Source organism: Stenotrophomonas sp. 10N36 (genome assembly GCF_056395005.1).
Genome location: NZ_JBFTIS010000009.1, coordinates 156541 through 168663 on the forward strand (window position 1 = coordinate 156541; position 12123 = coordinate 168663).

Sequence of the window (12123 nt, forward strand, 5' to 3'; positions counted from 1 at the left end):
CCATGTGACCCACGCGGCGTGCGAAGGTTCCATCGACATGATGGCAGGGCTTCGGACAAAGGACATCAAAGCTAGCTGAACCGCGGGTCAGTTGGAGAGGGCGCGCAAGCTCGGACACGTCCCTCGGCTCCTACTCACTCAGTCCGGCAGCCTGGGAACTTGCCCCCAGGGTTGGTCGGGCGCTACCACCTCGTCCCTATGCGCGAATCGACCACGTGCCTGGAATCGTCCGTGCTCCGTGAAAGAGGCACGTGCTCTGAGACTGACGTGATGCACGCCCCATAATCTGAAATCGGAGGCAATATCCTACATACGGTGGCGCCGATTCCCTACGACTACGAGCGGGCCTACACGGTAGCTTTTGCCGCTCCAGTCGATGAAAGGATGCCAACGAGATGAGAGTTTCTTCCACCTTAGTTCTGAGCACCATTGCGCTCGGACTTCTTCATATGGCGCCTGCCTTGGCCATACCCGCTGCTGGAAGCGAGATAAAAATGCAATCGTGCGGCAGCACGCGATTTGAGCAGATGACAAGTCTTTCCTCGACGCTGGCGATACGGACCTGCTCTGGAGGAGATGTCTATGGAATAGGGGTTTCGCCCGATGAAGCGGTGAAGAACTTGAATGGATTCATAGCAGTGTCGGAAGCTGGCATTCGATGTACTGCGGGAGCCAGTAGCGTTACCACAGGAAGCTACGGCATAGGCGCATACGCCACCTTCTATTGCAATGGGTACCCCACAACCGCGATTGGAAGCACCCCAACGATTGCAGCGAACCGCGTTCTTGAGATCGCAACGGAGAGAGCGGCGTCCGGCAGCTACTGTAGCGCCAGCCTGCAGGGCTCCTACTACCCAGAACTGCACGGCTTCCGCTTCTCGTACCAATGCAGAAATGCTGCCGGCGCGGCATGGAACATAAATGGACTAGGCTCGGACATTGATCAAGCCAACAACGCCGCAATGAAAGTTATGCGCCTGACTGCAACCCTTACAACTAACTGCTCTTTCTCGCCTGCAATTCTCAACGGAGTAATTTTCACGACCAACCTTCAGTGCAAGGGATCGTATTTCCGTGGATACGGCAGCTCGGTCACTTCCGCCACTGAAGACGCCTTGACGCAGGCTGGCGCGAACTAGATTTACGGCGGCCCGTCAGGCCTGCGACTCGAGCTGAGAGCGCTCAGCGCTCTCGATGTCGATGTCGATGTTTGACGGCACACGGCAGCCACCTGACACCACACTTCTTAGCAAACCAAAAAACGACGCCCCAATCGGGGCGTCGTTTTTGTCGAATCACCTGATAAGCTCGCTGGCTGACTACCCAAGTAGAGCCTCAGGAGCCCTGCCGACCAAGTCTCAGTCGGCGCGCTTTGCCACCCGCAATACCTTCGGGGTCACGAAGACCAACAGCTCGGCCTTGTCCTTGTTGCGGCTACGCTTCTTGAACAGGTTGCCCAGGAACGGCACGTCGCCCAGGAACGGCACCTTGTTGACGCTGTCACGGTCGGTGAACTCGTACACGCCACCGATGACGACGGTCTGACCGTCCTCCACCAGCACGGCCGTGTTTACCTCACGACGATTGATCGTGGGCACTTCACCGTAGCCCTGCAGCCGGATGTAGCTCTCCACTTCATCCTTCTTGACCGACATGTTCAGGAACACGCGGTTGTCGTTGGTGATGGTCGGGGTGACCTTCAACTCCAGCACCACTTCCTTGAACTGCACGTTGGGCGTTGCGGCACCACCGCTGCCGCCACCGGTGATGGTGACGTAGGCAATTTCCTTACCCTGCTTGATCAGCGCTTCGCGCTGGTTGGTGGTCACCACGCGCGGGTTGGAGATCACCTCGCCACGCGATTCCTGCTGCATGGCCGACAACTCCACGTCCAGCAGGTAACCGGCATTGAGGATCGACAGTGCCAGCGAACCCGGGTTGGAGGCCGCCGCGACGGGCAGGTTCCAGTTGAGGTTCTTGCCGCTCAGTGTGTTGGGAGTCCGCACGGGTATTGCGCCAGTGCGGCCACCGGCTTCCCATGCCGCCACGTCACGCGCGTACTGGGTAGCATTGGTCGAGTTGCTGTTGACGTTTTCGTGGTTCTCTTCAACGTTGCCGCCGAAGTACACATTGTCGCGCGCACCACTGATGCCGAACTTGGCCCCCAGTTCACGGGCGAACGTATCGGTGGCGATGACGATGCGGCTTTCGATCAACACCTGGTCAACCGGGCGGTCGATCACGTTGATCAGCTCGCGCATGCGCGCCAGCTTCTTCGGGATGTCGCTGATCATCAGCGTATTGGTGCGCTCGTCGGCAACGATGCGACCGCGCGAGGACAGGAACCCGCTGTCTTCCTGCGAACTGTTGCTACCGCCACTACCACCGCCACCACCGCTGCCGCTACCGCCGATGCCCTTGGCTTCGGTCAGCGCTTTGAAGATCTGCGCGGCGTTGTGGTAGTTGATCTGGATGTAATCGGTGACCAGGTCTTCGCGGTTCTCGATCGCGATCCGCGCGTCTTCCTTGTCCTGCTCGAACTTGGCCAGCTCCGGCTGCGGGGCCACCCACACCACGCCGCCATCACGGCGCTTGTCCAGGCCCTTGGCGCGCAGCACGATGTCCAGCGCCTGGTCCCACGGCACGTTGACCAGGCGCAGGGTGACATTGCCTTCGACACTGTCGGAGGCAACGATGTTCAGGTTGGACTCCTCGGCGATCAACTGCAGCACCGTGCGCACCGGCACGTCCTGGAAGTTGAAGGTCACCGGCTTGCCGCTGTAACCGCGCTGGGCGATCGCGGTGGCCGCCTGGGTCACGGTGGTGGCATTGATCGCGCCAGTGGCCGGGGCCGCCTTGCGCGGGCTGATCTCTACGACGTACTCGTTGCCGGTCTGGTAGGCCAGCGACTCGAACGCGGTATTGGTATTGAGCACCAGCTGGGTGCCGCCACCGTAGGGCTTGGGATCGATACGCTGCACCGGCGTGGCGAAATCGACCACGTTGATCGGCTTCTGCAGGTTCTCCGGCAGACGTACGTTGCCGACGTCGATCACCACGTTGTTGCCCTGGGTGCGCAGGTCCGGGCTGGCGCCCTTGCCGTCGAACTGCAGGATCAACCGCCCGGCGCCGTCTTCACCGCGCTTGAAATCGATCTTGGATACCGACAGCGAAGCCGGCGCGGTGATCGGCGCGGCGCTGGCGGCAGGCTGTGGAGCTGCTGCGGGCGTGGCCGCCAACAGCGTGCCATTGGCCACCATGAGCGCGACTCCCAGCGCGCACAGGTGGATCAGCTTCGGGCGCCGGTTGGGACGCTGCCGCATGGCATTGGAAAAGGTCATCGTGCTATCCCCGTAATCATTCATTGATCTTCAAGCGCAAGCGATGCAGGCCGTTCCAGCCAGCCGCCCGCGCCATCCGGCACCAGTTCAATCAGTTCGATCCGGTCTTCGAAGACCCCGGTCACCCGGCCGTCGCTCTGCCCCAGGTAGACGCCCGGACGCACCCGATAGGTGACCTTGTCCGGCGCCATCACCAGCGCGACCAGGCCGCCACCGGTTCCCAGCGAACCGACCATGTCCAAGGCATCCAGCGGGAAGGCTTCCAGCGGTTCCTTGCGGCGGTTCGGGTCCGGACGCAGTCCCGACCCGCCCTGCGGATTGGTCCAGGCATCGGTGAACGGATCCCGCATCCCCTGCGCGGAATACTCGAACGTTTCAAACTGCTGCATCACCGGCAGTGGCTCAAGCGGGGGCGCCGGGCGCGCACGCACGTCCTCCACCCACTTTTCCAGGTTCGGCGCATCGCCGGGGGTACTGCTCACCCCCCGTGCGCAGCCGGCCAGCAATGCCAGCACCAGCAACCCGCATACCCGTGCGGTCATCCCCAGGCTCATGGCGTGCCTCCGGGCTTGGCGGTCTTGTCGGCGGCGGCCGCCTTTTCCTGCGCTTCCATTTCCAGCTCGTCCAGGTAACGGTAGGTCTTGACCGTACCGGACAGCTCCAGCGCACCGCTGCGCGCGGTGATGCCGGTCTTGGGATCCTTGGGCTTCAGGTTGATGTCGTGCATGGTCAGGATGACCACGCGCGGCAGCGAGGCCACGCCGCTGACGAAGGCACCGAACTGGTGGTAGCTACCCACCATGCGCAGGGCGATCGGCTTTTCGGCGTAGAACTCCTTGGGCTGCTCGGCACCGGGCTGGAACAGCTCATTGACCAGGCCGCTGGACAGCGCGGTCTGCGAGATGTCGATGATCAGGTCCGGCATTTCGGTCTTGCTGGGCAGCTGGCGCAGCATCTGCTGCAGCACCTGCTCCATCTGGGCCAGCTGCTGCTTGAGCGGGGCCAGATTGACCGCACGCCCCTGCTCCTTGGTGAACTCTTCCCGCAGGCTGGTCTCGGTGCTTTCCAGCGAGGCCAGCTCTTCACGTTTGCCGCTGATCAGGGCGAACCACGCCAGGAACACGATCAGCAAGGCGAGCAGCGCGCAAAACACCACCTTGGCCTGCTGCGGCCAATTGCCGATGTTGTTGAAGTCCAGCTCTTTGAGATTCATCTTCTGGCTCATGCGCCCCCCTTCTGCGGCGTACTGGACGCCGCCGGTTGTGCAGGCGCGGCGGGCGGTGCGATGCGGCTGCCCGACGGCTTGGCCGGCTCGGCGGCCGGTGCCTGGGCCGGGGCCGTTGCGGGCGCAGCGGCGGGCGGGGTCGAGGTCGGTGCAGCACCGGGCGACAGCGGGGCCACCGGCGCGGCGGCCGGATCAGCCGGGGCGGCGGCGGCATCGGCCGGCACCACCACGCTGCCATCGGGGTTCACGCCATTGACCGGCTCGCTCTGCGCCGGCAGGGTGACCTTGACCTCGAACATGTACGGCAACGCGCTGATGTCGGTCAGGGTGGTGGGACCGTCCTTGCCGGGCTCGGGCTTCTTGGCCTCGATCACCGACAACTCCGGCTTGCTCATCCAGCCCGACGTTTCCAGGTTGCGCATGTAGGCGCTGACCCGGGCGTTGGACTGGGTGCGCCCCTGCAGGGTGAGGATGTCGCCTTCCTGCTTGAGCGCGGTCAGCACCACCCCATCGGGAATGGTGCGCACCAGCGCGTCGAACAGGTGGACCATCTGCGAGCGCTTGGCCTGCAGTTCCTCGATCACCTTCTTGCGCGCCAGCAGGCGGTCACGCTGGCGATCCAGGCGGTCGATCTCCTTGTTCTGCTCCTTGACCTTGGCGATCTCGGTCTGCAGGAAGGCATTGCGCTCGCCCTGCCCGCTGACCTGCCGGTCGTAGTAGAACCAGATCAACAGCGACAGCAGGACCCCGCCGATGGCGGCGAAGCCGAGCATGCCGTAGAAGTCGCGCTGGCGTTGCTTGCGCCGCTCGGCGCGCCACGGCAATAGATTGATTCTTGCCATCAGTCAAAGCTCCTCAGCGCCAGACCGGTGGCAATCATCAGCGCCGGGGCATCCTGGGCCAGGGCATGCGCCTGGACCTTGGGACCCAGGGTCATCTGTGCCAGCGGGTTGGCCACCACGGTGGCCACGCCCAGCTGTTCTTCCACCATCTCCGGCAACCCGGCCAGCGCCGCGCAACCGCCGGCCAGCACGATGTGGTCCACGCGGTTGAATTCACTACCGGCATAGAAGAACTGGAGCAGGCGGCTGATCTGCTGGACCGTGGCTTCCTTGAACGGCTCCAGCACTTCCATCTCGTAGCTTTCCGGCAGCCCGCCCTGGCGCTTGGCCAAGCCGGCTTCCTCGTAGGTGAGGCCGTAGCGGCGCATCACTTCGTCGGTGAGCTGCTTGCCGCCGAACACCTGTTCGCGGCTGTACAGGCTACGCCCGCCCCGCAGGACGTTCAGGGTGGTCATGGTGGCACCGATGTCCACCAGGGCGACCACGCCATCACTGGCGATCGGCAGTTCGCTGGCGACCAGGGCAAAGGCGTTCTCGACCGCGAAGGCCTCCACGTCCATGACCCGGGCGGTCAGCCCGCCGAGCTCCAGCGCCGATTGGCGCAGCTCCACGTTCTCCGACCGCGACGCCGCCAACAGCACCTGGACCATCTCCGGGTTGTTGGGAATGGCGCCCAGCACCTCGAAATCGAGGTTCACTTCCTCGATCGGGTACGGGATGTAGTTGACCGCTTCGAGCTCGACCTGGGCCTCCATGTCGTTCTCGTCCAGATCAGCCGGCATCGGGATCAGCTTGGTGATCACCGCCGAGCCGGCGACGGCTGCGGCAGCATGCCGGGCCTTCGTACCGGAACGGTTCACGGCGCGGCGGATAGCCTCACCCACGGCCTCCACTTCCACGATGTTCTTTTCCACGACCGCATTCGGCGGAAGTGGTTCCACAGCGTAATGTTCCACGCGGAAACGATTGCCACTGCGGGAAAGCTGCAAGAGCTTTACTGCAGTCGAGCTGATGTCGACGCCAATAAGCGGCGACTGGCTTTTTGGGATAAGCCCCACGGTTTCTCCCCTGCCGACGGGCACTTGGACGCATAACCTGCGCCCGCGCATTAATAACGTTTTTTTTGCAAACCGCAACCATCACGCAGTGAAACGTGCACTACCGCACGTTTCACGGCTCCCCAGACGGTCGTCGATCTGCGCTCCCCGGGAACAACCCCAGCCGTTCCCTTGCGTAATCTATACTCTGCGGCCACGAAATTCGCAATCGGAATCTGTCACTGATGACACGCTTTCGCCGCTGGCTGCGCTGGTTGCTGGTCGCCATCCTGGTCCTGGGCCTGATCGGCGCCGCCGTCGCAGGTGGCCTGTACTACGCCATTTCCTCCAAGCTCCCGGACGTGCAGACCCTGCGCGACATCGAGATGCAGGAGCCCATGTACGTGTATGCCAGCGATGGCAAGCTGATGGCCGTCTTCGGCGAGTCGCGGCGCGTACCGATCACCATGAAGGAGGTCCCGGAACGTCTCAAGCAGGCCTTCCTGGCCACCGAGGACGCCCGCTTCTACGAGCATGGCGGGGTGGACTACAAGGGCATCGGCCGCGCGGTCTGGCTGCTGGCCACCACCAACGACAAGCGCGTGCCGGGTGGGTCCACCATCACCCAGCAGGTCGCCCGCCAATTCTTCCTGAGCTCCGAATACAGCTACACGCGCAAGCTGGCCGAGATCCTGCTGGCGCGCAAGATCGAGTCCGAGCTGAGCAAGGACGAGATCTTCGAGCTGTACCTGAACAAGAGTTTCTTCGGCAACCGCGCCTACGGCGTGGCCGCTGCGGCCGAGTTCTACTACGGCAAGAAGCTGGGCGATCTGGATCTGGACGAGATGGCCTCGCTGGCCGGCATCCCCAAGTTCCCGTCCTCGGGCAACCCGATCAGCAACCCCGAGCGGGCCCGCGAGCGCCGCGACTTCTATGTGCTGCAGCGCATGGCCAGCCTGGGCTTCATCAGCCAGGCCGAGGCCGACGCCGCCAAGGCGGTGCCGATGCACGCCAGCGCGCATGAGCCGCCGGTGCAGGTCGAAGCCCCCTACGTGGCCGAGCTGGTCCGCCAGGAAATGATCGCCCGCTTCGGCGGCGACGTGGTCAACAAGGGTTACCACGTGACCACCACGATCAATGCCGAGTTGCAGACGGCGGCCAACATCGCCGTGCGCGATGGCCTGCGCGTGTACGACCACCGGCATGGTTGGCATGGCGTGGAGCAGCACTTCGAGGTGCCGGCCGATGCCGATGCCAAGGCGCTGGCGGCCAAGCTGGTCGGCATCCCGGCCCAGTCCGGGCTGCTGCCGGCGATCGTGGCGTCCACCGCCGCCGACGGCAGCGCCACCGTGGTGCTGGCCAACCGCAGCGAGCTGGTGCTACCCGTCGCCGCCAGCCGCTGGGTCAACAAGACCCCGGCCAAGCTGTTGACCCGGGGCGACCTTGTGCGCGTGCGCGCCGGCGAGAAGGAAGGCGAGTGGCTGATCGACCAGATCCCGCGCGGCCAGTCCGCGCTGGTCTCGCTGGATGCCGAAAGTGGCGCCCTGAAGGCACTGGTGGGCGGCTTCAGCTTCTCCGGCAACAAGTTCAACCGCGCCACCCAGGCGCGCCGCCAGCCGGGTTCGAGCTTCAAGCCGTTCATCTATGCGGCCGCGTTCGACAAGGGCTTCAACCCCGCCTCGATCGTGCTGGATGCCCCGGTGGTGTTCCGCGACCGCCGCGGCAAGACCTGGTCGCCGCAGAACGACGGCGGCGGCTTCCGTGGCCCGATGCGCCTGCGTGAGGCGCTGGTGCAGTCGCGCAACCTGGTCTCGGTGCGCCTGCTGGACGGCATGGGCGTGGACTACGCGCGCAAGTACATCAGCGAGTTCGGCTTTGCCGAGGCCGAGCTGCCGCCCAACCTGTCGATGTCGCTGGGTACCGCCTCGGTGACCCCGTTGTCGGTGGCGCGCGGCTATGCCGTCTTCGCCAATGGCGGTTCGCGGGTGGACACCTGGGTGATCGACCAGGTGACCGACCGTGACGGCGTGGTGGTGTTCAAGGAAAACCCGGCCATGGCCTGCCGCGACTGCGCCGGCACCAGCGGCGGCGCGCCGGTCAGCCAGGTGGTGGACGGCTTCAACTTTGGCGCACCGGCTGCCCCGGCCACCGCCGCGGCGCCCAAGCCGCAGCAGGCGGCCGAACCGGCCAAGCCGGTGAACCCGGACGCCAAGGTGGCCCCGCGCGCCATCGACGCACGCACCGCCTACCAGCTGGTGTCGATGATGCGCGACGTGGTCCAGCGCGGCACCGGCACCGCGGCCAAGGTCCTCGGCCGCGAGGACGTGGGCGGCAAGACCGGTTCCACCAACGACCACCGCGATGCCTGGTTCTCCGGCTTCGGCGGTCCTTACGCCACCACCGTGTGGGTGGGTCGCGATGACTTCCGCTCGCTCGGCTACCGCGAGTACGGCGGCAAGGCTGCACTGCCGATCTGGATCGACTACATGCGCGCTGCGCTGAAGGACACCCCGATCGCGCAGAACGAGCCGCCGTCCGGGATGGTCCAGGCCACCCTCAACGGCGCCACCGAGTGGGTCAAGGTGGAAGACATGGACAAGATCGAGGAGTACAGCTTCGATACCCATGTCCAGCAGGCCGACGACGCCGCGTTCGATATCTTCTGATGTCGACGGCAGGATGACGAGGAAGGCCGGGCATTGCCCGGCCTTTTTCGTTGCCCTCGCCCCCACCCCACGTAGAGCCGGGCTCTACACGTATGTCACATCGCCGGTGTACATTGCCGTGCAGGTCGCACAGGAGTACCGGTCATGCATCGAGCCCGTCAGCATGCAGCCACCCAGACCCGCGAGCGCCGCCACCGGCTCGCCCATGAGGCCGCCCGGCTGATGGCCGAGGGCGGCATCCGCGACTACCATCAGGCCAAGCTCAAGGCGGCGGCCCGGCTGGACATCCACGACGACGCCTCCCTGCCCCGCAACGCCGAAATCGAGGACGCGCTGCGCGAGTACCAGCGCCTGTTCGCCGGCGCCGATCATGGTGCCCACCTGCGCCAGCGCCGCGAAGCGGCCCTGCGTGCGATGGAGTTCCTGGCCCAGTTCGCCCCGCGTCTGTGCGGGCCCGTACTGGACGGGACCGCCGACGCCAACAGCCCGGTGCAGCTGCAGGTGCACAGCGACGACGCCGATGCGGTGCAGCGCTACTTCGACGAACACGGCATCCCGGCCGAGCTGCGTACCCGCCGCCTGCGGCTGGACCGCGAGCGCGTGCTGGACGTGCCGGTCTGGGTGTTCAGCGCCGAAGACCTGACCTTCGACATCGCGGTGCTGCCATACGACGCGCTGCGCCAGCCGCCTCTGTCGGCTATCGATGACAAGCCGATGCGGCGGGCCTCGGTGGCGCAGCTTCGTGAGGTGTTGGCCGAGGCGGAGATGGCCGGCTACCTGGCGGGATAGCCACGGGCCGTAACCCGACCGGTTTCCGCACGGCGCTACGTTGCATCCTTCGTCCATCCCAGCAGTTCGCGCTCCGCAGCGCGCAACGGCAGGGCTTGGTAAAAGTGATCCAGGAAATCGTAGCCACTGCTGCGCAGGTTGAAGCGGGTCGCCAGCGTCGCGGCAAACGTCGCGCTTGAAATCAGCCGGTTCAACGTGGCCGCGGGCATCGTGTGCGAGCTTTCGGGCAACCGGTAGCGGACCATGGGTGCGGTCGCATCGCGGTCGTCCTTGGCAAAAACCTCCCTGAGATTCTCGATGCCGGTACCCATCAGTCGCGGACGACGCGCCACCATCTGCGCGAACATCAATTCGGCGAATATCCACGGTGAGCCGATGTACGCCTCACCCTCCACGTAGTCCTGGACGCGCACCGCGTTGCTGTCCAGGAACAGCAGCAGCTCCGACTGGTCGATCATGCGCTGCAGTGCCACGTTGAGGATCATGTACATGTTGGCGGCATTGCGGGTGGCGCGGGTGTAATCAAACAGCCCCGGCTGGAGTGGCAATTCCGCTCTTGCCTGATCCACCTTGAGCAACAGGGCGTAAACATCTCCCCAGACACACGCGTCGACAAACACCTTCAACCCCAACTTCTCCAGCGTCACCGCCAACGCCACTACGGCGTCGTGATCCCGATGCGCATGGGAGAGGAACACATCTGCCTTTTCCACCGCAAACAGACGCGCTGCAATGGCATCGGCGTCCAGCAGGTTGTCCTTACCCGACAGGTAGTCGGTGATGTCATCAAGCTCCGGGGTATTGCGCGCCTTGTAGGCGTCCAACTCGTCCTGGGTGACGCGCAGGCGCAGGTCGTCGAAATCGGTGATCCTTACATCCATAAGCATGCTCTTTTCCTCTTGCCTTGTGCAGCTACGCTGTTCAGATCACGGCATGTCGAATCACAGCCAGCCCAACAGCCGCCTTTCCTGTTCGCTCAACGGCAGCTTTCCGTAAAGGTGATCCAGGAAAATCGGATGGTCGTGAGCGTAGGAGGTTGTCGGGAATCCCGTTGTGTCGGCGATTGCACGCTCCAGCACCTCCCACTCCAGCGCGTGCGCCGCTTCAGGGGCGCCGAACGCCACGCCTTCGTCAGCCTTGGATTTCATTGCCTCCAAGGTCAGCCGGGGGCGGCCACGCCTCGGCAGATGGCGGGCAAACATCAGCTCGGAAAGCACCCACGGTGCCCCCGCATGGCGACCATCCTCCACGCATGTGCGTAGAGCTTCGGCCTCGCCCTCCAGATGCAGGAACAGCTCGCAGCCATCGATCAGCCGCTGCAGGGCGGCATTGAACACCATATGCAGGCTGGCCGACGTCCGCACCACGCGGTGATAGTGAAAGTGATGCGTGCCGGGTGAGTTCCGGCGCGCCGAGAGTGACTCGTCCAATTCCTGCTGCACGGTGTAGGCGTTGAGCCACAGGCACGAGTCGACGAACACCGTCAGCCCCAGCTGCTCAAGCATGACCGCGAGCTGCAGCACCTGTTCTCGATCGCCGCGCCCATGCGACAGGAACACGTCGGGCTGGAACGCGGGTGCCACAACCTGCTGCACAGACTCGGCATCCAGCACCGTACCGCTGTCCATCAGGTAGGCGGCAACGGCCCGCCACGTGGCATGACACCGCTCCTGGAGCGCGGCGACGGCCGGCGCGTCCACCTTCAGCCCGGCGCCATTGAAATTGCGTACGCGCAGCTTCAGCAGCATCGTGATGCCTCCCGCACAACCCGGTAGACCAGCACGACGCCGGCCACCAGCGGCGGATGGAAAGCCAACACGGTTGGGCGGCACAGCACCTTCAGCAACGGCTCGCGCACCGCCGCCAACCGGGCCGCGTCGATGCGGTAGGACAGCACCTGGGCCAGGGGCGCATCGCTGGCCGCGTTGTACAACTGCACGAAGGCGCGCTCCTGCTGCAGGAAAAACGCATGAAAGCCCATGAACAGCGCGCCGGGCAGGACGAACAGCGCCCAGTGGAAGGAGGACGCCTGCTGGCCTACCGCGCAGGCCAGCAGCCCGGTCAGCACTGCCACGCTGCCCGCCTTCATCGCCGCGGCGCTGTTGGCCAGACGGGCAATAACGCCCTGAAGAATGTTCAGATAGCCCAGCCGCCAGGCGATCTGGTTACCGATGGTGTCCATCGCGTTCCCCTTTTCATTGCGCAGTGGGCAGGGCACCTCGA

Annotated in this window: 11 protein-coding genes; 3 read left to right on the forward strand and 8 right to left on the reverse strand. The window is 64.5% G+C overall.

Translation table 11 applies throughout. The features are described from left to right. The first annotated feature begins 395 nt into the window (after nt 1-395). The gene (locus tag AC1DCJ_RS11230) at nt 396-1139 is read left to right on the forward strand and encodes a hypothetical protein (protein WP_478070969.1); all 744 of its coding nucleotides are present in this window, start codon (nt 396-398) and stop codon (nt 1137-1139) included. A gap of 219 nt (nt 1140-1358) precedes the next feature. On the opposite strand, the gene AC1DCJ_RS11235 is transcribed toward AC1DCJ_RS11230, so the two are convergent. From AC1DCJ_RS11235 to AC1DCJ_RS11255, 5 genes are read right to left on the reverse strand one after another with little or no spacing between them, the layout of a single operon-like run. Beyond that, nucleotides 1359-3341 carry a type IV pilus secretin PilQ gene (locus tag AC1DCJ_RS11235; protein ID WP_428711908.1) on the reverse strand — a complete coding sequence of 661 codons (1983 nt, stop codon included), beginning with the start codon at nt 3339-3341 and terminating at the stop codon, nt 1359-1361. Nucleotides 3342-3361: 20 nt separating this feature from the next. After that, nucleotides 3362-3895, reverse strand: a complete 534-nt coding sequence (locus AC1DCJ_RS11240) for a pilus assembly protein PilP (protein WP_392731903.1) — start codon at nt 3893-3895, stop codon at nt 3362-3364. After that, nucleotides 3892-4566: a type IV pilus inner membrane component PilO gene (locus AC1DCJ_RS11245; protein ID WP_137190209.1), complete on the reverse strand. Its 675-nt coding sequence runs from the start codon at nt 4564-4566 to the stop codon at nt 3892-3894. Before AC1DCJ_RS11245 ends, AC1DCJ_RS11240 begins: the two co-directional genes overlap by 4 nt. Next, a complete protein-coding gene (locus AC1DCJ_RS11250; protein WP_137190210.1) occupies nt 4563-5408 on the reverse strand; it encodes a PilN domain-containing protein in 846 nt (281 codons plus the stop codon). The genes AC1DCJ_RS11245 and AC1DCJ_RS11250 overlap by 4 nt, the downstream gene beginning before the upstream one ends. Continuing rightward, nucleotides 5408-6466 (reverse strand): pilus assembly protein PilM, encoded by a 1059-nt coding sequence (locus tag AC1DCJ_RS11255; protein ID WP_038686523.1) that lies wholly within the window; start codon nt 6464-6466, stop codon nt 5408-5410. The genes AC1DCJ_RS11250 and AC1DCJ_RS11255 overlap by 1 nt, the downstream gene beginning before the upstream one ends. A gap of 224 nt (nt 6467-6690) precedes the next feature. Here AC1DCJ_RS11255 and AC1DCJ_RS11260 point away from each other — a divergent pair, with 224 nt between their 5' ends. Both AC1DCJ_RS11260 and AC1DCJ_RS11265 read left to right on the forward strand, forming a co-directional pair. Next, entirely contained in the window at nt 6691-9111 is a 2421-nt protein-coding gene (locus AC1DCJ_RS11260) for a penicillin-binding protein 1A (protein WP_137190211.1), read from the forward strand. Nucleotides 9112-9255: 144 nt separating this feature from the next. Next, nucleotides 9256-9900, forward strand: a complete 645-nt coding sequence (locus AC1DCJ_RS11265; protein ID WP_478070970.1) for a hypothetical protein — start codon at nt 9256-9258, stop codon at nt 9898-9900. 35 nt (nt 9901-9935) lie between these two features. On the opposite strand, the gene AC1DCJ_RS11270 is transcribed toward AC1DCJ_RS11265, so the two are convergent. Genes AC1DCJ_RS11270 through AC1DCJ_RS11280 form a run of 3 tightly spaced genes read right to left on the reverse strand, consistent with a single transcriptional unit; the run spans nt 9936 to nt 12082 of the window. Next, a complete protein-coding gene (locus AC1DCJ_RS11270) occupies nt 9936-10781 on the reverse strand; it encodes a hypothetical protein (protein WP_478070971.1) in 846 nt (281 codons plus the stop codon). A 60-nt stretch (nt 10782-10841) separates the two neighbouring features. Then, nucleotides 10842-11648, reverse strand: a complete 807-nt coding sequence (locus tag AC1DCJ_RS11275) for a hypothetical protein (protein ID WP_478070972.1) — start codon at nt 11646-11648, stop codon at nt 10842-10844. Continuing rightward, on the reverse strand, nt 11639-12082 hold the full coding sequence (locus AC1DCJ_RS11280) for a hypothetical protein (RefSeq protein WP_478070973.1): 444 nt from the start codon (nt 12080-12082) through the stop codon (nt 11639-11641). Before AC1DCJ_RS11280 ends, AC1DCJ_RS11275 begins: the two co-directional genes overlap by 10 nt. Nucleotides 12083-12123 lie beyond the last annotated feature (41 nt).